Source organism: Kribbella sp. NPDC051137 (assembly GCF_040682535.1).
GTDB classification, from domain to species: Bacteria; Actinomycetota; Actinomycetes; order Propionibacteriales; family Kribbellaceae; genus Kribbella; species Kribbella karoonensis.
On the sequence record NZ_JBFBBI010000001.1, the window covers coordinates 1011083 to 1034074 of the forward strand.

At 69.9% G+C, this 22992-nt stretch carries 19 protein-coding genes; 16 read left to right on the top strand and 3 right to left on the bottom strand.

Annotated features, from left to right (window positions below):
• Positions 1-11 precede the first annotated feature (11 nt).
• Positions 12-1028, bottom strand: a complete 1017-nt coding sequence (locus tag AB0M51_RS04825; RefSeq protein WP_344200899.1) for an SGNH/GDSL hydrolase family protein — start codon at positions 1026-1028, stop codon at positions 12-14.
• A 128-nt stretch (positions 1029-1156) separates the two neighbouring features.
• Between AB0M51_RS04825 and AB0M51_RS04830 the strand changes: the two genes are divergently transcribed.
• The 4 genes from AB0M51_RS04830 (at position 1157) to AB0M51_RS04845 (ending at position 6290) form a co-directional block, all read left to right on the top strand.
• The gene (locus tag AB0M51_RS04830; protein WP_344200896.1) at positions 1157-2119 is read left to right on the top strand and encodes a bifunctional riboflavin kinase/FAD synthetase; all 963 of its coding nucleotides are present in this window, start codon (positions 1157-1159) and stop codon (positions 2117-2119) included.
• A 110-nt stretch (positions 2120-2229) separates the two neighbouring features.
• Positions 2230-2508, top strand: a complete 279-nt coding sequence (rpsO, locus tag AB0M51_RS04835) for a 30S ribosomal protein S15 (RefSeq protein WP_344200893.1) — start codon at positions 2230-2232, stop codon at positions 2506-2508.
• Positions 2509-2769: 261 nt separating this feature from the next.
• Positions 2770-4980 carry a polyribonucleotide nucleotidyltransferase gene (locus AB0M51_RS04840; RefSeq protein ID WP_344200890.1) on the top strand — a complete coding sequence of 737 codons (2211 nt, stop codon included), beginning with the start codon at positions 2770-2772 and terminating at the stop codon, positions 4978-4980.
• Positions 4977-6290 (top strand): pitrilysin family protein, encoded by a 1314-nt coding sequence (locus tag AB0M51_RS04845; protein WP_344200887.1) that lies wholly within the window; start codon positions 4977-4979, stop codon positions 6288-6290. The genes AB0M51_RS04840 and AB0M51_RS04845 overlap by 4 nt, the downstream gene beginning before the upstream one ends.
• 7 nt (positions 6291-6297) lie before the next feature.
• On the opposite strand, the gene AB0M51_RS04850 is transcribed toward AB0M51_RS04845, so the two are convergent.
• Positions 6298-7419, bottom strand: a complete 1122-nt coding sequence (locus AB0M51_RS04850; RefSeq protein ID WP_344200885.1) for a cytochrome P450 — start codon at positions 7417-7419, stop codon at positions 6298-6300.
• Complete coding sequence (locus AB0M51_RS04855; RefSeq protein WP_344200882.1) at positions 7416-8042, bottom strand: hypothetical protein; 627 nt, start codon at positions 8040-8042, stop codon at positions 7416-7418. Before AB0M51_RS04855 ends, AB0M51_RS04850 begins: the two co-directional genes overlap by 4 nt.
• A gap of 79 nt (positions 8043-8121) precedes the next feature.
• Between AB0M51_RS04855 and AB0M51_RS04860 the strand changes: the two genes are divergently transcribed.
• From AB0M51_RS04860 to AB0M51_RS04915, 12 genes are all read left to right on the top strand, one after another.
• Positions 8122-8739 carry a helix-turn-helix domain-containing protein gene (locus AB0M51_RS04860; protein ID WP_344200879.1) on the top strand — a complete coding sequence of 206 codons (618 nt, stop codon included), beginning with the start codon at positions 8122-8124 and terminating at the stop codon, positions 8737-8739.
• A gap of 150 nt (positions 8740-8889) precedes the next feature.
• Positions 8890-10578 carry an ABC transporter ATP-binding protein gene (locus AB0M51_RS04865; RefSeq protein WP_344200876.1) on the top strand — a complete coding sequence of 563 codons (1689 nt, stop codon included), beginning with the start codon at positions 8890-8892 and terminating at the stop codon, positions 10576-10578.
• A 42-nt stretch (positions 10579-10620) separates the two neighbouring features.
• Positions 10621-12390, top strand: coding sequence for an ABC transporter ATP-binding protein (locus AB0M51_RS04870; RefSeq protein WP_344200873.1), 1770 nt, complete (start codon positions 10621-10623; stop codon positions 12388-12390).
• Positions 12387-14150 (top strand): ABC transporter ATP-binding protein, encoded by a 1764-nt coding sequence (locus AB0M51_RS04875; protein WP_344200870.1) that lies wholly within the window; start codon positions 12387-12389, stop codon positions 14148-14150. The genes AB0M51_RS04870 and AB0M51_RS04875 overlap by 4 nt, the downstream gene beginning before the upstream one ends.
• 283 nt (positions 14151-14433) lie before the next feature.
• Positions 14434-16014 carry an ABC transporter substrate-binding protein gene (locus AB0M51_RS04880; RefSeq protein ID WP_344200866.1) on the top strand — a complete coding sequence of 527 codons (1581 nt, stop codon included), beginning with the start codon at positions 14434-14436 and terminating at the stop codon, positions 16012-16014.
• Complete coding sequence (locus AB0M51_RS04885; protein WP_344200863.1) at positions 16011-16937, top strand: ABC transporter permease; 927 nt, start codon at positions 16011-16013, stop codon at positions 16935-16937. The genes AB0M51_RS04880 and AB0M51_RS04885 overlap by 4 nt, the downstream gene beginning before the upstream one ends.
• Entirely contained in the window at positions 16930-17829 is a 900-nt protein-coding gene (locus AB0M51_RS04890; RefSeq protein WP_344200860.1) for an ABC transporter permease, read from the top strand. Before AB0M51_RS04885 ends, AB0M51_RS04890 begins: the two co-directional genes overlap by 8 nt.
• Positions 17826-18827, top strand: a complete 1002-nt coding sequence (locus AB0M51_RS04895) for an ABC transporter ATP-binding protein (protein WP_344200858.1) — start codon at positions 17826-17828, stop codon at positions 18825-18827. The genes AB0M51_RS04890 and AB0M51_RS04895 overlap by 4 nt, the downstream gene beginning before the upstream one ends.
• Entirely contained in the window at positions 18827-19834 is a 1008-nt protein-coding gene (locus AB0M51_RS04900) for a dipeptide ABC transporter ATP-binding protein (protein ID WP_344200856.1), read from the top strand. The genes AB0M51_RS04895 and AB0M51_RS04900 overlap by 1 nt, the downstream gene beginning before the upstream one ends.
• Positions 19835-19874: 40 nt before the next feature.
• A complete protein-coding gene (locus tag AB0M51_RS04905) occupies positions 19875-21671 on the top strand; it encodes a hypothetical protein (RefSeq protein ID WP_344200854.1) in 1797 nt (598 codons plus the stop codon).
• Between the two features lie 39 nt (positions 21672-21710).
• Complete coding sequence (gene dapB, locus AB0M51_RS04910) at positions 21711-22457, top strand: 4-hydroxy-tetrahydrodipicolinate reductase (RefSeq protein WP_344200851.1); 747 nt, start codon at positions 21711-21713, stop codon at positions 22455-22457.
• A 1-nt stretch (position 22458) separates the two neighbouring features.
• Positions 22459-22914 carry a hypothetical protein gene (locus AB0M51_RS04915; RefSeq protein ID WP_344200848.1) on the top strand — a complete coding sequence of 152 codons (456 nt, stop codon included), beginning with the start codon at positions 22459-22461 and terminating at the stop codon, positions 22912-22914.
• Positions 22915-22992: the final 78 nt, after the last annotated feature.

Here is a 22992-nt window from a genome sequence, read left to right on the forward strand (position 1 = left end):
ATTGGAAAGGGTCAGCGTTGCGCGCTGGTCCGTACGCGGTTCTTGGAGGCCGCGAGGGCCTGAGGTGACGCTGCCGCCTGCTTGGCCAGTGCACGCGCCTTGGTGGCCCAGGCGGCCTGCTCGGCAGCGGTGACGACCGGCTGCTGACCGGTCAGCGTCTTGTAGGTGAGGGCGGCCATCCCGGCCTCGCCCTCGAACCGCGGGTGGTAGTTCAGCGCCCGCAGCAGGTTGATGTCCTTGCCCTGGATCCACGCCTGCCCGTCCGGCGCGCAGGCGTCGTGACCGGTGGAGGGGTCGAAAGTGTCGACGTACGTCGCCCCGCCGGCCGCGGCGGCGCCCGAGACGGCGGCGTTCAGCGCCTGCTCGATCGAGTACAGGTAGCCGTAGTCGCCGTCCGCGAACGGCAGGATCGACGGGCAGGTGCCGTGCTCCGGTGCGATCTTCGGGTACCCCACCAGCACGATCGTGGCCTTCGGCGATCGCGCCCGGATGCCCTGGACGACGGTCGCGATCCGGGTCTGGGTCTGCTGGATCTTCGCCAGCAGCGTGTCCACGCCGCCGACCGTGAAATGCGCCTTGCAGGGCGCGCCCGTCGGGTCGGAGGCCCGCAGCCCGGGGCAGGTGCCGATGATGTCGCCGAAGACGCCGAAGTCGTTGCCGCCGATTCCGAGCGTGACCAGGTCCGTGTCCGGCGTCAGTGCGTCGAACTGCGGTGCGGCGGTGCCGAGGATCGTGCTCTGCGGCTGCGTCATGTTCGTGGTGTCGGCGCCGCCGCAGCTCACGTCGGTGAACCGGTACACGCCCAGCGCCGCGGCGAGCTGCTTCGGGTAGTTGCTGTAGGAGCGCGCGCAGCCCAGTGACAACAGGTCGGCGAGCGGGACGAACGGCGCCGACGTGTACGAGTCGCCGAGCGCGACGTACCGCTCGAAGCGCGGCGTGGACGAGGTTGCGGCTGCCGCGTTGGCAGCAGGCAGACCTGCCACCAGCGTCACTGCCGCGCAGACGGCAATCAGACGGCGTAGCTTCACGAGACCTCCCCAGGCTCAGCAGTGCCACAGCGGGCGCGGCCCACCATAAGTTGAGTCACTGCCCGATTACAAGGGGTGATCGGAGACCTGATTGAAGCAATCACCTCCGGGCATGGAATCCTGCTGCCATGCGTGTCTGGCACGGATTGGACCAGGTGAGCCCGGAGCTCGGGCCGACGGTGGTCACCATCGGCAACTTCGACGGCGTGCACCGCGGTCACCAGGAGGTGCTCGCGCACGCCCGCGCGCGGGCGGCCGAGCTGGGCGGACTGCCGGTGGTCGCGATGACCTTCGACCCGCACCCGATGCGGGTGCTCCGGCCGGACCGCGCGCCGCTGATGCTCAGCGACCCGGAGCAGCGCGCCGAGCTGCTCGGCGCCGCGGGTGCGGACGCGGTGCTGATCCTCCCGTTCACCAAGGACGTGTCGAACTGGTCGCCGGAGGAGTTCATCGAGCGCACGCTGGTGAACATCCTGCACGCGAAGGCGATCGTCGTCGGTGAGAACTTCCGCTTCGGGCACAAGGCCGCCGGCCACCTCGACACCCTCGTGCAGGCGGGAACGCAGTACGGCTTCCAGGTCGAGGGGCTGGGCCTGGCGGGGGACCGGCAGCCCTGGTCGTCGACGTACGTCCGGCAGCAGCTCGCCGACGGTGACGTCGAGGCGGCCGCGGCGGCGCTCGGCCGGCCGCTGCGGGTGACCGGCGTGGTGATCGAGGGCGACAAGCGCGGCCGCGAGCTCGGGTACCCGACCGCGAACATCCCGGCGGACCCGGGCGCCGCGGTTCCGCAGGACGGCGTGTACGCCGGGTGGCTCACCGTGCTCACGCCCGCGCCCGGCGCCCCGGCGTACCCGGATCCGCTGCCGGCCGCGATCAGCGTCGGCACGAACCCGACGTTCGACGGCCTGGACCGGCGGGTGGAGTCGTACGTGCTGGACCGCGACGACCTCGAGCTGTACGGCGCCAAGGTCGCGATCGACTTCGTGGCCCGGCTGCGCGGCACCCAGATCCGGTTCGGCAGCATCGACGAGCTGCTCGTCCAGATGAAGGCCGACGTCGACGGCGCACGCCGCCTCCTGCAGGCTGATTAGGGCGCCCCGTCCACGGACTGATACGCTGGCTGCTGCCGTCTGAACGGCCGCGGATCGAGAGTGCTCGGGTGGAGAATGCCCCGGTGCGCCGCGCAACGGAAATCGAGAGGATGCCTGTGTCAGCTGTTGACGCTGCTACGAAGAAGAAGATCATGGGTGAGTACGCCCTGACCGAGGGTGACACCGGTTCCCCCGAGGTCCAGGTCGCGCTGCTGACCCACCGGATCAGCCACCTGACCGAGCACCTCAAGGAGCACAAGCACGACCACCACAGCCGTCGTGGTCTGCTGCTGCTCGTCGGTCAGCGCCGCCGGCTGCTGAACTACCTGGCGAAGAAGGACATCAACCGCTACCGGTCCCTGATCGAGCGGCTCGGCCTCCGCCGATGACGTCGCGAGGAGCGGCCTCCCGTTTCCGGGTGGCCGCTCTTGGCGTATCCGCGCCCAGGTGGCGCGGAGCAAACTGAATACTGAAAGACGAACGAGGCGACGCGAAGCGCGTGGCGGGAGGACGACCGGTCCTCGGTAGTGGCCTTCGGATGCAGGTCATCCGCGGGCCTCGATCGAAGACCGGCACCCCGGAAGCTCGCGCCTCGCAGTCGTCACACTGTGAGAGAGGGGTATCCCGTGTCGGGATCCACAAGTGCGCCGATGGACGGCGCCGAATTCGCTGAGGCCGTCATCGACAACGGCAGCTTCGGCACCCGCACCATTCGCTTCGAGACGGGCCGTCTGGCCCAGCAGGCCGCCGGCTCCGCCGCCGCCTACCTCGACGGCGACACGATGGTGCTCTCGGCCACCACGGCCAGCAAGAAGCCCAAGGACCAGTTCGACTTCTTCCCGCTGACGGTCGACGTCGAGGAGCGGATGTACGCCGCGGGCCGGATCCCCGGCTCGTTCTTCCGCCGCGAGGGCCGGCCCTCGGAAGAGGCCATCCTGACCTGCCGGCTGATCGACCGCCCGCTGCGGCCGTCGTTCGTCTCCGGCCTGCGGAACGAGATCCAGGTCGTCATCACGGTCCTGGCGCTGAACCCGGACAAGCTGTACGACGTGCTCGCGATCAACGCCGCGTCGATGTCGACGCAGCTCGCCGGCCTGCCGTTCTCCGGCCCGATCGGCGGCGTCCGCGTCGCGCTGATCAAGGGCCAGTGGGTGGCGTTCCCGACCCACACCGAGCTCGAGGACGCGGTCTTCGACATGGTGGTCGCGGGCCGGGTCACCGAGACCGGTGACGTCGCGATCATGATGGTCGAGGCGGAGTCCACCCCGGGCACCTTCGAGGCCGTCGCCTCCGGCACCCAGGCGCCGACCGAGGAGATCGTCGCCGAGGGCCTCGAGGCCTCCAAGGCGTTCATCAAGACCCTGGTCGAGGCGCAGGCCGACCTGGCCGCGCGGGCCGCGAAGCCGACCGGCGAGTTCCCGGTCTTCCCGGACTACGCCGACGACGCGTTCGCCGCGGTCGAGGCCGCCGCGTCCGAGGAGCTGGCGCAGGCGCTGACGATCGCCGGCAAGCACGAGCGTGACGACGCCACCGACGCGGTCAAGGCCGCCACCGTGGACAAGCTGGCCGCCGACTTCGAGGGCCGTGAGAAGGAGCTGTCCGCAGCCTTCCGCTCGCTGACCAAGAAGCTGGTCCGGCAGCGCGTGCTCAAGGACAAGGTCCGGATCGACGGCCGCGGGCTGACCGACATCCGGCCGCTGAAGGCGCAGATCGGCGTGCTCCCGCGGGTGCACGGCTCGGCGCTGTTCGAGCGCGGCGAGACCCAGATCCTGGGTGTCACCACGCTGAACATGCTCCGGATGGAGCAGCAGCTGGACACGCTGTCGCCGGAGACCCGCAAGCGGTACATGCACAACTACAACTTCCCGCCGTACTCGACCGGTGAGACCGGCCGGGTGGGTTCGCCGAAGCGCCGCGAGATCGGTCACGGCGCGCTGGCCGAGCGGGCGCTGGTGCCGGTGCTGCCGAGCCGCGAGGAGTTCCCGTACGCGATCCGCCAGGTCTCCGAGGCGATCGGCTCGAACGGCTCCACCTCGATGGGTTCGGTCTGCGCCTCGACGCTCGCGCTGCTGAACGCCGGGTGCCCGCTGAAGGCCCCGGTCGCCGGTATCGCGATGGGCCTGATCTCGGGCGAGGTCGACGGCGAGACGCAGTACGTCGCGCTGACCGACATCCTGGGCGCGGAGGACGCGTTCGGCGACATGGACTTCAAGGTCGCCGGTACGAAGGACTTCGTCACCGCCCTGCAGCTGGACACCAAGCTGGACGGCATCCCGGCCAGCGTGCTGGCCGGCGCGCTGACCCAGGCCAAGGACGCCCGCCTGACGATCCTGGACGTGATGGCCAAGGCCATCGACGCGCCGGGGGAGATGAGCGAGTTCGCGCCGCGGGTCATCTCGGTGAAGGTCCCGGTCGACAAGATCGGCGAGGTCATCGGCCCGAAGGGCAAGATGATCAACCAGATCACCGAGGACACCGGCGCCGACATCTCGATCGAGGACGACGGCACGGTGTACATCGGCGCCACCGACGGTCCGTCGGCGGAGGCCGCCCGGGCCGCGATCAACGCGATCGCGAACCCGACCATGCCGGAGAAGGGCGAGCGCTACCTGGGCACGGTCGTGAAGACGACCAACTTCGGTGCGTTCATCAGCCTGCTGCCGGGCAAGGACGGCCTGCTGCACATCTCGAAGCTGCGTCCGCTGGCCGGTGGCAAGCGCGTCGAGGCCGTCGAGGACGTGCTGTCGGTCGGCCAGAAGCTGCAGGTCGAGATCGCCGAGATCGACGACCGCGGCAAGCTCTCGCTGATCCCGGTGATCGAGGGCGAAGAGAAGAAGGCCGAGGCCGAAGCGGCGGAGTGACTCGCGCGATCACGAGTACCCTGCTGAGCCCGGAGGCGGGCGGTCCGGTGAAACGGACCGTCCTGCCCTCCGGGCTCCGGGTTCTCTCCCAGTCGGTACCGGGCTTCCGCTCGGTCACATTCGGCCTCTGGGTCGGCGTCGGCTCCCGCGACGAGCCCGCCCAGCTGGCAGGTGCGACGCACTTCCTCGAACACCTGCTGTTCAAGGGCACCGAGCGTCGCGACGCGCTGGAGATCTCCGCCGCGATCGACGCGGTCGGCGGCGAGATGAACGCGTTCACCGGCAAGGAGTACACCTGCTACTACGCGCGGGTGCTGGACACCGACCTGCCGCTCGCGGTCGACGTCATCTGCGACATGATCACCTCCGCGACGCTCACCGAGACGGACGTGGAGAGTGAGCGCGACGTCATCGACGAAGAGATCGCGATGCACGCCGACGAGACGTCGGACCACATCCACGACCTGTTCGCCGAGCAGCTCTGGGGCAGCTCCCCGCTCGGCCGGTCGATCACCGGTACGCCGGAATCGGTCGCCGGGCTGACCCGTCGGCAGGTGATGGGCTGGTACCGCCGCCGCTACAAGCCGTCGGACATCGTCGTCTCGGTGGCCGGCAACGTCGACCACGCGGACGTGGTCCGGCTGGTCCGCAAGGCGTTCGAGCGGCACTGGGTGACCGCGGAGGCCGAGCCGATCCCGGTGCGGCGCGGCGCGGCCCGGCGGGTTCCGACGTACGGCGGGGTGCGGGTGCACCACCGGGACGTCGAGCAGGCCCACCTGGTGCTCGGGATGCCGGGGCTGGTCCGCAGCGACGAGCGGCGGTACATCGCCGGTGTGCTGCACGGGATCGTCGGCGGCGGGATGTCCTCACGGTTGTTCCAGGAGGTCCGGGAGAAGCGCGGCCTGGCGTACTCGGTGTTCACGTTCGGGTCGGCCTACGCGGACTCCGGCATGGTCGGCGTGTACGCGGGCTGCCTGCCGAAGAAGGCCCCCGAGGTGCTGGACGTGATCCGCGGCGAGCTCGAGGCGATTGCCCGGGGCAACATCACGCCCGACGAGCTGCTCCGCGGCAAGGGCCAGATGCGCGGCTCGGTGGTGATGGGCCTGGAGGACACCGGCGCCAAGATGACCCGGATCGCGAAGGCCGAGCTCGTGTACGGCGAACTCCCCACGGTCGACGAGATCCTGCACCGCATCGACGAGGTCACCCTCGACGATGTCACGAACCTGGCCGCCGAGCTGTATGCCGGCACGCCGGCCCTGACCGTCATGGGCCCCTTCGACGAGAACACCACCGCCTTCACGGTGTGATGGGCCGTCAGGTCCGTAGCAGCACCGGGAGCGTGCGGTAGCCGCGCAGGACGAGGCGGTCCCGGCGGGTCGGTGTCCCGGCGGGTGCGATCGTCGGGTAGCGGTCGAGCAGGCGGGGGAGGGCGACAGCTGCCTCGAGGCGGGCGAGGGTGTTGCCGAGGCAGATGTGCGCCCCGGCCCCGAAGCTCAGCGGCTTGTTGCCGGGGCGTTGCGGATCGAACCGGTCGGGTTCCGGGAAGCGTTCGGGATCCCGGTTGGCCGCGCCGAGCAGCAGGACGAGGTTGCTGCCGGCGGGGACCGGCGTACCCGCGACATCGGCATCGGTCCGCGCGACGCGGGTGGTGACCTGCACGGGGGAGTCGTAGCGCAGGACCTCCTCGACGAACGCCGCATCCAGCGGCACCTCCGGGTGCCGGAAGTGGAGCGCGAGGCCGTTGCCGAGCAGATCGGTCGTGGTCTCGAACCCGGCCACCAGCAGCAGGATCAGGTTGGCGAGCAGTTCCTCGTCCGACAGCCGTTCACGGGCCGCGACGAGCGCGGCCAGCAGGCCGTCGGAGGGCGGGTCCTGGATCAGGTGGGCGAAGTACCCGCCGAGCTCGGCGGCCGCCGCATCGGCCGCGTCGTCCGCCGTATCGGTGAGTTCGAGCGCCGCAGTGAGGTCCGACGCGAGCGGGCGGAAGCGATACCGGTCGCCGCGCGGCACGCCGAGCAGTTCGCAGATCACCGACACCGGCAGCTGGAACGCGAACCTGTCCATGAAGTCGACCTCGTCCGGGAGTCCGTCCAGCAGGTCGTCGACCGCGGTCTCGATCGCTGGCCGGAGTTCCGCGACCCGGCGGGGTGTGAAGACCTGCGAGATCAGCGACCGCATCCGCCCGTGGTCCGGCGGGTTGGCGCGCAGGATCGAGCGCTGCATCAGGTCCAGCGACGGTCGGCTCGACGGCTCGGCCGGGATCTCGAACACAGGTTTGCGCAGTACTTCGTTGACCGCGGCGTACCCGACCACGAGGAAGATGTCGTCGGTCACCGGCAGCACTGCGCCGAGGCGATGCGCGGCGGCGTACAGCGGGAACGGGTCGGTCCGGCCCGCGGGGGACAGCAGGTCCTGGAGAATCTCGGCCGCATTCATGCGCGCCTCCCCAGCATCACGTAGCCGACCGCGTACAGCGTCGCGCCGGCGACCTCGAACAGCTGGATCAGCCCGAACCGCGGCCCGGACGTGAAGATGAACAGGCCGCCCAGGGTGTAGGCGATCGCGCCGACGCCGAGTAGTGAACCGGCCAATCGCAGCCCGTGCCGGCCCAGCGTCCGGCCCAGCCACACGTAGCCGAGCGGGAAGATCAGCAGCGCCGGGAACACGATCAGTGCGGCCGGTGTGTTCAGGTCGGCGGGCTCGTGCACCATGCTGGGCGCGTACTCGGCGCGCACCGGGTTGTGTGATCCGTCGAAGACGATCAGTGCGAACCAGAACAGGGTCCCCGCCAACGCGGCGTACCAGGACCGGAGGTCACGCCGCTGGTTGCTCAGAGCAATCATGCTGGCGAGGCTGACGACCTGCAGACCGAGACCGAGCGCCTGGAGGTCGTGGGTGAGGCCGTAGCGCTCGCCGACCGCCGCGATGCTCCAGCCGTCCCGGGCTGGGTGCAGCAGGGTGCCGAGCCAGAACAGCGGCCCGCCGGCGAACGCGGTCAGCCGGGCGGTACTGCGCAACTGCCGGTGCAGGTCGTTCGGTGCGGGAAGGGTGTCGGTCATGGGTCGACCTACTTTCACTAGAGTGTCCCTCTAGCGAATCACTAGAGTCTCGCTCTAGTCAACTGGTATGCTCGCGGCCATGGCGCGACGTGCGGACAAGACCCAGGCCAACCGGCAGCGGATGCGGGAGGCCGCGCAGAGGTTGTTCGTTGCCCGTGGGTACTCGGCGACCTCGATGCAGGCGATCGCCGACGAGGCGGGGATGGCCGTGCAGACGCTGTACTTCACGTTCAAGACCAAGCGCGCGCTGCTGGGCGAACTTCTCGACGTCGCGGTCGCCGGCGACGACGAGCCGGTGCCGAGCCTGGAGCGGCCGCAGGTCCGCGCCGCCCTGGACAACCCCGATCCGGTCGCGCAGCTGCACGAACAGGCCCGGCTCGCCCGCGAGGTCTACGAGCGCGTCGCGCCGGTGCTCCAGGTGATCGCGCATGCCGCGACCGCCGATCCGGAGATCCACGAGCTGTGGGTGGCCAACAACGCCCAGCGTGCGGTCGTGATGGAGCGGATGGCGGCCGCTCTCGCCGCCAAGACCTCGCTCCGCGACGGCCTCGACACGACGATGGCCACCGACATCACGCTCGCCTTGCTGAGCCCCGAGCTGTACCACCTGCTGACCGCCCGCCGCGGCTGGAGCGCCGATCGCTGGGAGCGATGGACCGCGGACGCACTGGTGACGCAGCTGCTCCCGCCACGGTAGGTTGGATCCAACACACGTCATCGTGATCTGCCACTGGATCCCTGGACGCACGGGCAGGGCCCGCTTGCTGGGATGACACGCAATTTGCGGCCGACGTGAGCCGCCCGGGTTCCCGGGTCGGCTCCGGCCTGCGTGCAAGGGATCCTCATCGTGCTCGACGCGTTTCGTGCTGTCCGTGACTCATTGGTCGACGCCGTCCGCATCACCCCGGGGCGGTTCGCGACGTACTCCGCGCTCCAACTACTGCTCGCGCTCCTGCCCGGCGCGCAGGTGGTGCTGATCCGCGCGCTGGTCGAGGGCGGTGATCGCTGGGGTCCGCTGCTCGGGCTGACCGTGGTGGTCGGGGCGATGTATCCGCTGACCCAGGTCGCGAACGCCGTCGGCCAGCGGATGATGCTCCGCCTTCGGCTCGCGCTCCGGGTCGAGCTTGCCGAGGTTGCTGCCCGGCTGAGTCCCAGCCGGCTGGCGGCGCCGGAGGTGGTGCGGGACCTGGAGGCGAGTCAGGCGGCGACGCATCCGATGAGCGATGTGGCCGGGAAGCCGGTGCAGGTGCTCAGTGCGGCCGCGACCGCGGTCGTGCTGTGCGTGGCGATCGCGTCGATCAACCTGTTGTCGGGTCTGTTGGTCCTCGCCGCGCTGGTGCCGACGGTGCTCGCGTTCACGTTGATCTCGCGGATGGAGGCCACGGGCTGGCCGCGGGTCGCGGAGCACGAGCGGAAGGCGGCGTACGCGACCGAGCAGTTGATCCAGCAGCGGCCGGGGACCGAGCTCGCGGTGCTCGGATCGGGGTGGAAGGTGGCGGGCCTGGTCGCGGACAGCCGGGCCGCTGCGACCGGGGTGCTCGACCGGATGGTGCGTACGGCGATGTGGTACGAGCTCGGCGCCGCGTTCGTGACCGTTGTCCTGTTCGGCGGGGCCCTGATGGCGCTGCTGGCACTCGGCGGATCGAGCGCGGGCGCGGTGGCGGCGGTCGCGGGGACGATCTCCGGGCTGAACGCGATCCGGCAGTGCGGGTACGCGTTCGGCAGCATCGTGACGGCGGCTCCGCAGGCGGCGATCTACCGGCGGTTCGTGCGCAGCATGCCGGCGGCGGGACGGCGTACGGTGGTGCGGCGGGTGGACTCGGTTGCCTTGGACAACGTTACGTACCGCTATCCGGGTGCCGTGCAGCCGACGTTGCGCGGGATGTGTGTCGAGGCGCGGCGCGGCGAAATGGTGGCGCTGGTCGGCGTCAACGGGGCAGGCAAGTCGACCGCGATCAACCTGCTGGTCGGGAGTCTGCGGCCGGACGACGGGCGGGTGCTGATCGACGGCGTGGACGCGGCGGCGATGGTCGAGGAGGAGCGGCTCGCGCATTTCGGGCTGCTGGTGCAGGAGTTCGGGCGCTTCGAGTTCACACTGCGGGACGCGGTCGCGCTCGGTGCGCCCGAGGAGGTTGTGGACGGGGAGGTGCGTGCGGCGCTGGGCGGGACGTTCGCCGCGGAGTTGCCGCTGGACACGCAGCTGGGGCAGCAGTGGGGTGGTACCGGGATCTCCGGCGGGCAGTGGCAGCGGCTGGCGCTCGCGCGGATCCGGCTGCGCGACGCCGGCATCTGGATCCTCGACGAGCCGACGTCCGCGATCGACGCGGAGGCGGAGCAGGAGATCTTCGACGAGCTCCGTCGTACCAGCGCCGCCCGGATCACGATCGTCGTGTCGCATCGGGCGTGGACGCTGCGCGCGATGGACCGGATCTACGTCGTCGACGACGGCCACGTGGTCCAGCAAGGCACCTACCAGCAGCTGATGACCCAATCCGAGGGCCGATTCGCACGACTCTTCGCCGCTCAGAACCAGTAATTCGTTGGTAGGTTGGCCAGTCTGTGCGGAAGGGTGGGGAAGATGCCGTCCGACTCTGGGATCCTGCGGTTTGCCGGGGTTGCCTGGCGGGCCGGGCGTGGGCTGTTCGTGGTGAGCGCTACGACGATCGTGCTGTCCGCCGCCGCGCCGGTCGGAGCGGTCGTGGGGATCGGGCAGGTTGTCGCGGGGGTTGTGCGCGGTGAGTCGGCGCGGGCCGTGGTGTGGGCGGTGGTCGCGGCTGGGTGTTTGTTGGTGCAGTGGCTGGCGGCGGCTTTGCAGCGGGCGGCAGCTACGGCGTTGGGGGAGCGGGTCGACGCGGTTCTGCAGCATGACCTGATGCGCGCGGTGTCGGCGCCGAGCGGGGTGCGGCATCTCGAGGATCCGGCGACGGCGCAACTGGTGGAGGTCGGACGGGACACGTTGCGCGCGGACTGGGCGCGGCCGGGGCGGTTGGCGAGCACCATCGGCGGGCTGGCGACCGGGCGGGTGGTGCTGGTTGCGTCCGGCATCATTCTCGGCGGCTTCCGCTGGTGGCTCGGCGCGGGCCTGCTGGTTGCCGGCGTGTGGGCGGCGTACGAGGACAAGGTCGCGTCCCGTACCGAGGCCGGCCACCACTACGGCGCCACGGAATCCGCCCGCCGCATGCGGTACTTCAACGACCTCGGCACCACCCCGCCGGCCGCGAAGGAGATCCGCCTGTTCGGTCTCCCGGAGTACGTCGCCGCCCGGCACGGCGAGACCTGGACGCAGACGATGGAACGCGTCCTGAGCCGCCCGGGCCGCCGTCCGCTGGTGGCCACCGCTGCGCTCGGCGTCGTCGTCCTGGCCGGCATCGTGCTCGTGGTCCGCGAGGCCTCCGCCGGACGGCTGTCCGCCGGCGCGACCGCGACGTACGTGCAGACCTTCCTGATCGCGCTCGCCGGCATCCAGCAGTCGTCCTGGACCGGCCTCCAGACCGAGCTCGCCCTCGCCACCCTCCGCCGGTACGACGAAGCCCTCAAGGCGGTCGCCACCGCCCCGGCCGGCCGGGGGACCGGCCCGGCGACCGCTCTGCCGGCCCGCGCGATCGCCTTCCACAACGTGTCTTTCGCCTACCCCGCGAGCGATCACGAGGTACTGCGCAACCTCGATCTCGTGATCCCCGCCGGGGAGTCGCTCGCGATCGTCGGAGCGAACGGCGCCGGCAAGACCAGCCTGGTGAAGCTCGTCTGCGGCCTGTACGAACCGACCCGCGGCACGATCACGGTCGACGACGCCGACCTCGCCGACCTGGACCTCGAGGATTGGCGGCGCCGGCTCGCCGTCGTCTTCCAGCAGCCACTCCGGCTCCCGATGTCGGCGTACGACAACGTCCGCTTCGGCCGCGCGGACGGCGTACCGGACGCCGCCGTCGAGCGGGCCGGCGCGACGGATGTGATCGACGCCCTGCCGAACGGCTGGGACACGATCCTCTCCACCGAGTTCGACGGCGGCGTCGAACTCTCCGGCGGCGAGTGGCAGCGGCTGGGCCTCGCCCGAGCGCTGTACGCCGTGCAGCAAGGCGCGTCCGTACTGATCCTGGACGAACCCGCCGCGCACCTCGACGCCCGCTCGGAAGCCGAGCTGTACCGGCGGTTCCTCGAGTTGACATCAGGATTGTCGACAATCCTCATCTCACATCGGTTCTCGACGGTGCGGCAGGCCTCGTCGATCGTGGTCCTCGACGAGGGACGGGTGATCGAGCAGGGCTCGCACGAGGAACTGCTGGAACTCGACGGCAGCTATGCCCGGATGTTCCGCCTGCAGGCCGCACGTTTCGGGGAGCCGGCATGAAGTCCTGGATCAACACCGCCCGGCTGCTGATCGGGCTCGGCTGGGAGATCGGCCCGGGCCTGTTCCTGCTCTACACCGTCGTCACGATGTCGAGCTTCGTCAGCCCCCTGCTGTTCGCCCTCGCGGTCCGGCCGCTGGTCGACGGCGTGGTCTCCGGCGAGCACCGGGAGATCGTTGCCGGCGGCATCGGAGTCGCGATCGCGCTGACCCTGGTCCTGGTCGCTCCGATCGGGTACCGGTGGGCGACGATCCGGATGCGCGAGCGGGCCGGCTTCGTCTCCGAGCGGCGGGTCCTGCGCCTGGCCGCGGGCGCGCCCCGGATCGAGCACTTCGAACGGCCCGACTTCCTCGACCGCCTGCAGTCGCTACGCCGCGAGGCGCCCGAACTGGGCGACAGCGTGACCCTGCCGTTCATCGCCCCGCTGGTCGTCGCGCAACTGGTGATCAGCACGGTCCTGCTCGCGAACCTCGAACCCGTGCTCGCGCTGCTCCCGGTCGTCGGGCTCCCGGCGCTCTGGCTGAGCCGCCGCGCCGAGCAACTCCGCCGCCGGTCCGAGCTGGACGCCGCCCCGCGCCGTCGCCTCGCCCAGCAACTCTTCATGGTCTCGGTCGCCCCGTCGTCGGCGCAGGAGATCCATGTCGCGTCGCTCGGCGACGAACTGCTCCGCGAACACCGCCGCGCGACCGACGACGCGAACCGGATCGCCCACGCCGCCCTCTTCCGGTCGGTGCTGATCGGGGCTGCCGGCTGGGCGCTGTTCCCGATCGCGTACGTCGGCGCGCTGCTGGTCGTCCTCCGCGAGGCCGCGGCCGGACGGGTGACCGCCGGTGACGTGGCACTGGCGATCGCGCTCGCCGGTGCCGTGGTGAGCGCCGCGAACCGGATCCTCGACCTGGCCGGATCCGTACTGCGCATCCGGACCGCCGCCGAGCACTACTTCTGGCTCGCGGACCAAGCGCAGTACCGGCCGGGCCGGACGCCGATGCCGGACCGGCTGACGCACGGCATCGAGCTGAGGGACGTGACCTTCGGCTACGGTCGCGACGACCGGCTCGCGCTGCCGGGGACGGACCTGTTCCTGCCGGCCGGGCAGACGATCGCGATCGTCGGCGAGAACGGCGCGGGCAAGTCGACCCTGGTCAAGATCCTCACCGGGATGTACCGCCCGCGCTCCGGCGCGGTCCTCGTCGACGGCGTCGACCTCGGCGCGCTGGACCTCACGCAGTACCGGCAGAAGGTCAGCGCCGGCTTCCAGGACTTCGTCAGGTACCAGCTGACGGTGGGTGAGGCCGTCGGCGTCGGCGGCCTGGAGGAGCCGCCGGACCGCGTCCCGGTCGCGCTCGGCAAGGCCGGCGCGGACTTCGTCGACGAGCTGCCGCGCGGCGCCGGAACCCAGCTGGGTACGTCGTGGGCGGACGGCGTCGAGCTCTCCGGCGGGCAGTGGCAGAAGCTCGCGATCGCCCGGGCGCTGGTCCGGCCCGCGCCGCTGCTGATGATCCTCGACGAGCCGAGCGCGTCGCTGGACCCGCAGACCGAGGCCGCGCTGTTCGACCGGCTGGCCGCGGAGGCCCGGGCCGGCCGCGCCGACGGCCGGATCACGCTGCTGATCTCGCACCGGTTCTCGACCGTCCGGTCCGCGGACCTCATCGTCGTGCTCGAGAACGGCCGGGTGACCGAACGCGGCACGCATGCCGAGCTGATGGCGGCCGGTGCGACGTACGCCGAGCTCTACAGTCTGCAAGCGGCCGGTTACCGCTGATAATGCGCAGCTGTGCGCAAAGGCGAGGTTTGCCACAAACTGGGCTGTCATCTGATGACTCAGGCGCACTGATCTGATTAAGTGAGGGTTTGCTTCGCAACCAAGGGCTGGTCATCTGAGGTCTTGGCAAAGTAACGCTCACGTTACGCGCCGCCGCTTTGTGCCTGACAACGTTGACATGCGCAGTTTCGACCAGCCACCATGACGCTTGTTCCGCCCGCCTAGCGGCCCTCCCGCCGAGGAAGTTGGTTTGACCGTGCGACGTCTGACTGGGGTTGTGGGGGTGGCACTCGGCCTTGCGCTGGTGCTCGCCTCCTGTGGAGACGGCAAGAGCAGCAGTGGAGGCGGCTCCGGCGCCAAGAGCGAGACCATCGCGATGGTCGCCGACCCGCTGGAGTACATCAACCCGCTGAACGACAACGGCAGCCCGGGGATCGGGATCGCGATGGCGATCTTCGCCCCGCTGGTGCAGACCGATCCGGAGACGGGCAAGCTGCAGAACGTGATGGCCGATTCGGTCACGCCGGACAAGACCAGCCAGACCTGGACGATCAAGCTGAAGGCCGGCAACACCTTCCAGAACGGCCAGCCGCTGACCGCGAAGGACTACGTGGACAGCTGGAACATGGCCGCCGAGGGCTCGAACGGCTGGAAGAACAACGGATTCTTCTCCAAGGTCGAGGGGTACGATGCGCTGAACCCGCCGACGCCGGACGGTGCCACCCCGAAGCCGACCGCGGTGAAGACGCTGAGCGGCCTGAAGCAGATCGACGACCTGACCTTCTCGGTCAAGCTCAAGGTCCCGTTCTCGCAGTTCGGCCTGACGCTGCAGTACCTCGGCATCGCGCCGCTGCCCGAGGAGGTCCGGAAGAACCCGGACGCCTACAAGCGCAAGCCGATCGGCAACGGCCCGTACAAGATGGCGGGCGCCTGGAACGCCGGCGACGACATCAAGCTCACCAAGTGGGACGGCTACAAGGGTCCGCAGATCCCGCAGGCGGACAACATCACCTACAAGTTCATCCCGAACGGCGACACCGCGTACAACGAGTTCCTGGCCGGCAACCTGGACTTCGTCGACGTACCGCCGACCAAGGTGAAGAGCTTCAAGACCGACGCCCCGGACCAGTGGGTGACCAGCATCCCGTCGGGCGCGAACTACCTGGTGATCCCGGCGTGGGACGCCCGGTTCAAGAACCCGAAGCTGCGGCACGCGTTCTCGGAGGCGATCGACCGGAAGGCGTTCGCGGACCTGGTCGGGCTGTCCGAGCCGGCCAAGGGCCTGGTCGCGCCGGACATGGCCGGCTACCGCGACAACGCCTGCAAGTACTGCGACTTCGACCCCGCGAAGGCGAAGGCGGACCTGGCCGCGGCCGGCGGCTTCTCCGGGGTGCTGAACATCAACTACAACACCTCGTCGGCGACCGGCCAGATCTTCGCCGAGGCGATCGGCAACATGCTCCGGCAGAACCTCGGCCTGCAGGTGAAGTACACCGGCAAGCAGAGTTCGGAGATCGGCGAACTGGCCGACTCGCGCAAGCTGGACGGTCTGCGGTTCAGCGGCTGGGGCCACGACTACCCGTCGATCGAGGACTACCTGACGCCGATGTTCAAGTCCAACGGTGACGCGAACTTCGCCGGTTATTCGAACCCGGCGCTGGACGCGGTACTGGCCAAGGGCGACGCCCAGCCGGACCCGGAGAAGGCCATCAAGCTCTACCAGCAGGCCGAGGACATCGCGCTCGAGGACATGCCGCTGATCCCGCTGTACACCAAGTCGAACGCGTACCTGCACTCGGCCAAGATCCAGCCGCGGGTCTCGAAGTACACCGGCGTCTCGGCGATCTGGTCGACGTTCAAGTGATCCGTTTCGTCCTCCGCCGCGTCCTCGCGGCGATCCCGATCGGCCTGATCGTCACGCTGGGGGTCTACGCGCTCGTGTTCGCGATGCCCGGAGACCCCCTGCGGGAGCTGGCCGGTGACAAGCCGATCCCGGCGGCGGTGCTGGCCGCCAAGCGGGCCCAGTTCCACCTGGACGATCCGTTCATCGTGCAGTACCTGCTGAGCATGAAGGACATCCTCACCGGCCACTTCGGGAGCACGTTCGCGGGCGCCGACATCGCCGACCAGTTGCGGCTGCGGATCCCGGTGACCCTGAAGCTGGCCACGCTGAGCCTGGCGTTCCAGTGGGTCCTCGGGCTGTTCTTCGGGATCTACGCGGGCTTCAAGCGGAACGGCTGGGTGGACCGGTCGTTGCTGCTGGCAACACTCGTGCTGCTCGCGATCCCGGGCCTGGTGGCGTACTTCGCCGCCCAGTACCTGTTCGCCGTGGAGCTGAAGTGGTTCCCGGTGTCCGGCGTACTGGAAGGCTATCCGCGGTCGTACCTGCTGCCCGCGCTGGTGATCGGCGTGCTCGGCTTCGCCGGGCTCGGCCGGTTGATGCGGACCTCGATCGTGGAGACCGTGAACGCGGACTTCGTGAAGACGGCCCGGGCCAAGGGCCTCGGTGAGCAGCGGGTGCTCTGGCGGCACATCCTGCCGAACGCGCTGCTTCCCGTGGTGACGTTCATCGGTCTCGACCTGGCCGGGCTGTTCGGCGGCGCGATCATCACCGAGAGCATCTTCAACCTGCCCGGGCTCGGCCAGTTCATGTTCCAGGCGATCAAGCTGAAGGAGGGCGGAGTCGTGGTGCTGCTGTCGACGCTGGCCTTCATCTCGTTCATCCTGATCAACCTGCTGGTCGACGTCCTGTACGGCGTCCTGGACCCGAGGGTGCGCAATGTCTGAACAGCTCTCCGCCGCGGTCGGTGCCGAGGCACAGGAAATCGGCGACGGCCGCACACTGTCCAACCGCGAACTGCTGCGGGCGCTGCTGCGCAAGCCGCAGTTCGTGCTGTGCAGCCTGCTGCTGCTGGCGTTCTTCACGGCGGCGGCCGTGCCGAAGCTCTTCACCTCCACCGACCCGCGGTTCTGCGACCTCGCCAAGAGCCGGATGGGCCGGAGCCCCGGGCACCCGTTCGGCTTCGACATCCAGGGCTGCGACTACTTCGCCAACGTGGTCTACGGTGCCCGCCCGTCGGTCCTGGTGAGCATCTGCGCCAGCTTCGGTGTGTTCGTCCTGGCCGGTTCTCTCGGGCTGCTGGCCGGGTACTTCCCGGGCTTCGTCGACGCCCTGATCTCGCGGACGGCCGACGTACTGTTCTCGATCCCCGGCATCGTGGTGCTGATCGTGGTCCTGAACTCGGTCCAGGACCGGAGCATCTGGATCATCGTCGGCGTCATCTTCCTGATCGGCTGGCCTGGCGGGATGCGGTTGATGCGGGCCACGGTGTTCTCGGTTCGGAACCGGGAGTACGTGCTGGCGGCCCGGTCGATCGGGGTGCCGCCGCTGCGGATCCTGCGCAAGCACGTGTTCCCGAACTCGATGGCCCCGCTGCTGGCGATGACCACGCTCGGCATCGGCGGCATGGTCGGGCTGGAGGCGGCGCTCACCTTCCTCGGCGTCGGCCTGCAACCGCCGTCGATCTCGTGGGGCTCGCAGTTCGGCGTCGCGGCGTCGTACCGGGACACCCCGCACCTGTTCATCTGGCCGGCGATCTTCATCTCGACGATGACGATCTCGTTCATGATCATCGGCGACTCGATCCGGGACGCCCTCGACCCGAAACTTCTACGATGACTGCTACCGGTGAAGTACTGCTGAAGGTCGACAACCTGTCGGTCGAGTTCGAGACGCCGCGGGGGCCGGTTCGGGCCGTCGACGGGGTGTCCTGGCAGGTGCGGGCCGGGGAGACGCTGGCGATCCTGGGGGAGTCGGGATCGGGTAAGAGCGTCTCGACCCAGGCGCTGACCGGGATCCTCGAGATGCCGCCGGGCCGGATCGTCTCCGGGACCGCGGAGTACCGCGGCGAGGACCTGATCGCGATGAGCGTGAAGGAACGCCGCAAGATCGTCGGGAACCGGATCACGATGGTGTTCCAGGACTCGCTGTCCGCGCTGAACCCGGTTCAGTCGGTCGGCACCCAGATCGCCGAGTGCTACCGCGTGCACCGCGGGATGTCGAAGCGCGACGCGATGACGAAGGCCGCCGAGATGCTCGACCAGGTCCGGATCCCGGCCGCGTCGAAACGGGTCCGGGACTACCCGCACGAGTTCTCCGGCGGGATGCGGCAGCGCGTGATGCTGGCGATGGCGCTCGCCCTCGACCCCGACGTACTGATCGCCGACGAGCCGACCACCGCGCTCGACGTCACCGTGCAGGCGCAGATCCTGGAGCTGATCGCGGAGCTGCAGGCCGAGCGGGACATGGGCGTGGTGCTGATCACCCACGACCTCGGCGTGGTCTCGGACGTCGCCGACAACGTCGTGGTGATGTACGCCGGGCACGTGGTCGAGCGGGCCGCGACCTCGGCCGCGCTGGACAATCCCGTGCACCCGTACACCGAGGGCCTGCTCGGGTCGATGCCGTCGGCCGACCTGAAGGGCCGCGAGCTACCGACCATTCCCGGTACGCCGCCGTCGCTGCGGGCGATCCCGTCCGGCTGTGCGTTCCGGACCCGGTGCCCGATCGCGATCGACGACTGCGCCCTCGACGTACCGCCGCTGCTCACCGTGGCGCCGGGGCGGGACGCGGCCTGCATCCGGCGTACCACGCTCGCCGAGAAGGAGGCGGTCTGATGCCAGAAGAGTTGCTGAAGGCAACTGGTGTCGTGAAGCACTACGACATCAGCCCGGCGCTGAGCTTCGGGACCAAGACCGTCGTGCGGGCCGTGGACGGCGTCGACCTGACGCTGCGCAAGGGCGAGTCGCTCGGCATCGTCGGTGAGTCCGGCTGCGGCAAGTCGACGCTGGTCCGGCTGCTCGCGGCGCTGGAGAAGCCGACCGAGGGCCGGATCGAGTACGGCGGAGTCGACGTCAGCAAGCTCCGCGGCCGCGAACTGCGCCGGTGGCGGCGGAACGTCCAGGTCGTGTTCCAGGACCCGTACTCCAGCCTGAACCCGCGGATGCGGGTCGGCGAGATCGTCGCCGAGCCGCTGCAGGTGCACCCGGACGTCTCGAAGGGTGTCGATGTCCGGGCCAGGGTCCGGGAGCTGCTCGAGCTGGTCGGGCTGCGGCCCGAGGACGAGACGAAGTTCCCGCACCAGTTCTCCGGCGGTCAGCGGCAGCGGATCGGGATCGCCCGGGCGATCGCGCTCAATCCCGACGTACTGCTGTGCGACGAGCCGGTGTCGGCGCTCGACCTGTCGGTGCAGGCACAGGTGGTGAACCTGTTGATGCGGCTGCAGCGCGAGCTCGGCCTGAGCATCATCTTCGTCGCCCATGACCTGTCGGTCGTCCGGCATGTCTCGGACCGGGTCGCGGTGATGTACCTCGGCAAGGTCGCCGAGCTGGGACAGCACCAGCAGGTGTACGACGCTCCCGCGCACCCGTACACGCAGGCGCTGCTGTCCGCCGAGCCCGGCCTCGCCCGGCAGGGCCGGCAACGGATCGTCCTGGCCGGTGACCCGCCGTCACCGGTGTCCCCGCCGTCCGGCTGCCGCTTCCACACCCGCTGCCTGCGGGCCGCGGACAAGTGCAGCACCGACATCCCGGAGCTTCGCGAGCTCGGCTCCGGCCAAACGGTCTCCTGCCACTTCGCCGAGGAGGCCCAGGCGGAGTACTCCGCGGGCGTCGCCGCGGGATAGCTCCGGGATAGCTCAGGAGTGATGGCCTAGGGTTGCGGCCGTGAAGATGGTTTCCCCGGCAGGCAGACGGTTCGTGCTGCTCGCCGGGGTGACCGCGGTCGCCGCCGGGCTCGCGCTCTGGTGGATCGTGGCCGCGGCCGTGGCCGCCGGCAAGGGTTTCGACATCACCGACGAGGGCTACTACCTGCTCTCGTACCGGTGGTGGCACAACAACACGCTGGCGCTGACCGGTGTGCAGTACCTGTACGGCCCGGTCTTCCAGCTGTTCGGGTACAGCATCCCCGGGCTCCGGGTGTTCCGGCTGTGCACGGTGGTCGTCGTCCACCTCCTGTTCGGCTACAGCTTCATGCGCTGGCTCCGCGGCCGGCGTCCGGCGATCCCCCCGACCCGGTGGTTCGAGGCAGCCGGTACGGCGGTGATCCTCGCAGCGGGCGGGATGTGTTATGCCTGGCTGCCGTTGTCGCCCGGGTACAACGATGTCGTCCTGCTCGGCGCGCTGCTGCTGATCGCCTGCGTGCTGTGGATGGCGACGGCGGTCGACCGCGGTACGCCGGTGCCGTTCTGGATCCCGGTCGTGGCCGGTCTGGTGATCGGCGCGATGGCGCTGGCCAAGTGGACCTCGGTCGCGCTGGTCGGGCTGATCGTGCTCGCCGCGATCGTCGTACTTGCCGGCCAGGGGTGGCGGGCCGTTGCCCGGAGCACCCTTTTCGCGTTCGCCGGCCTGGCTGTCGCCGGGTTGTTCGTGCAGCTGTTCGTGATCCCGCTGAACGACGCGGTGCCGGGGATCCTGACCGTCAACCGGTTCATCGCGGGTACGTCGTACTCGCCGGTCGAGCTCCTGCACCACTACTGGACGACCGGCCTGACGCTCCTCGGGCGCACACTCTGGTATCACGGCCTGCTACTGGTAGCCACCGCCGTCGCGGTCGTCGCCCGGCCGCGCGCCGTCTGCCTGGTCGCCGCCGTTCTCGCCGTACTCGGGCTCGCCGTCTCGGCCTGGCGTGTCATCGGGTACGGCGGCGCGGTCGGCGGCACCATCCACGTAGGGACGTACCCGTCGACGCTGCTCGCCGCGGTCCTGGTCACCGTGGTGGCAGCGGCCGGCGCGGTGATCGGGTGGCGGACCGGCGTGACCGAGTGCTCCAGGCTGTGCCGGGAGAACGCCAGGACGTGGACGATTCTCGCCCTTCTCCTGCTGCTTCCGCTTGTACAGGCCTTCGGCACGAACACCCCGCTCTACGTGATCGGCTTCAACGCGTTCGCCGCCTGGGCCGCGCTGATGATCGCCGTACTCACGGGGATCTGGGCCACCCCGGTCACGGCCCGGGCGATCGTCGGCGTCGTCCTCGCGGGCTCACTCGTCGCGACCACGACCATCGCGTTCAGCGGGTTGACGAGGTATCCGTACCGCTCGCCGCCGATGTCGGAGCTGACCGCGCCCGCGACCCAGCCGGCGCTGAAGGGCCTGCGCCTCACGCCCGAGAACGAGCATGCGTACAGCAGGCTCACCGAGGACCTTCGCCCGTACCTGAAGACCGGCCGCCCGATGCTCGCGTTCGACAAGATGGCCGGGCTGGTCCTGATGCTCGGCGGCCGCCCGCTCGGTGAGGCCTGGATCGCACCGGCCGAACGCGCGCGGACCGTGGCCGGCATCGAGGAGGCCTGCCGGAAGAAGCGCCCGGCCCAGGCGCCGCTGATCCTGCTGAACCGCGCGATCAGCGATCAGGACATCGCCGCGCTGCGGTCCTGCGGCCTGGACTTCCGCGCCGACTACCGGCAGCTGGCGCCGCCGTGGCAGACGATGGACCTGCAGGTCTGGGTGCCGAAGGCCGGATGAGATCCTGTAGCCCTCGACAGGACTGGAGGACTGGTGCGGATGATCAAGGTCGGTGTGCTGGGGGCCAAGGGCAGGATGGGCGCTCAGACGTGCCTCGCGGTGGAGGAGGCGGCCGACTGCGAGCTGGTCGCGCAGCTCGACCAGGGTGACTCACTCGACGGGCTGACCGCGGCGGGCGCCGAGGTCGTGGTCGACTTCACCCGTCCCGAGGTCGTGATGGACAACCTGGCCTGGTGCATCGAGCACGGCATCCACGCGGTCGTCGGCACCACCGGCTTCGACGACACCCGGCTCGCGACGCTGCGCGACCAGTTGGCGAAGTCGCCGGCCACCGGCGTGCTGATCGCGCCGAACTTCTCGATCGGCGCGGTGCTGATGATGCGGTTCGCCGCCCAGGCCGCGCGGTACTACGAGTCCGTCGAGATCATCGAGCTGCACCACCCGGACAAGGTCGACGCCCCGTCCGGTACGGCGCGGCGGACCGCGGAGCTGATCGCGGACGCGCGCCGGGAGGCCGGCTCCGGGCCGATCCCGGACGCGACCACGACGGCGCTGGACGGTGCCCGCGGCGCGGACGTGGAGGGGATCCGGGTGCACGGCGTCCGGCTGCGCGGCCTGATCGCGCACCAGGAGGTGCTGTTCGGCGACGAGGGCGAGACGCTGACCATCCGGCACGACTCGATGGCGCGGGTGTCGTTCATGGCCGGCGTACTGCTCGGCGTCCGGCGGATCGGCGACGCACCGGGTCTCACCGTCGGCCTCGAGCACTTCATGGACCTCTCCTGAAATGAGAGCCAAGCAGACCGCGTTCCTGCTGGCGGCCGTGTTCGTGGTGTACGCCGCGCTGATCGGCTGGCGGGGCGTTCTGCTGATCCGGACCGGCGAGCCGGTCGCGGTGGTGCTCGGGATCGCGGTGCTGGTGATCCCGTTGCTCGGCGCGTACCTGGTGTGGCGGGAGATCCAGTTCGGGCGGCGTACCGAAGTACTGGCGCGCGAACTGGAGGCGGCCGGCGGGCTGCCGGTGGACGACCTGCCGCGGCGGCCGTCCGGGCGGATCGACCGGGCCGCCGCGGATGCGGCGTTCGGGCACTACAGGGCGGCGGCAGAAGCGACGCCGGAGGACTGGCGGGTGTGGTTCCGGTTGTCCACGGCGTACGACGCGGCCGGTGACCGGCGGCGGGCGCGCGAAGCGATGCGGAAGGCGATCGGGCAGTACGACACGGACAAGCTCACCGGGAGCTGAGCCGAGTGCCTGACAACTCGGTGTTGTTCGGGCTATTTTCAGGAGGGTACGTGGCAGCCGCCACGTAAGGGTCGGAGA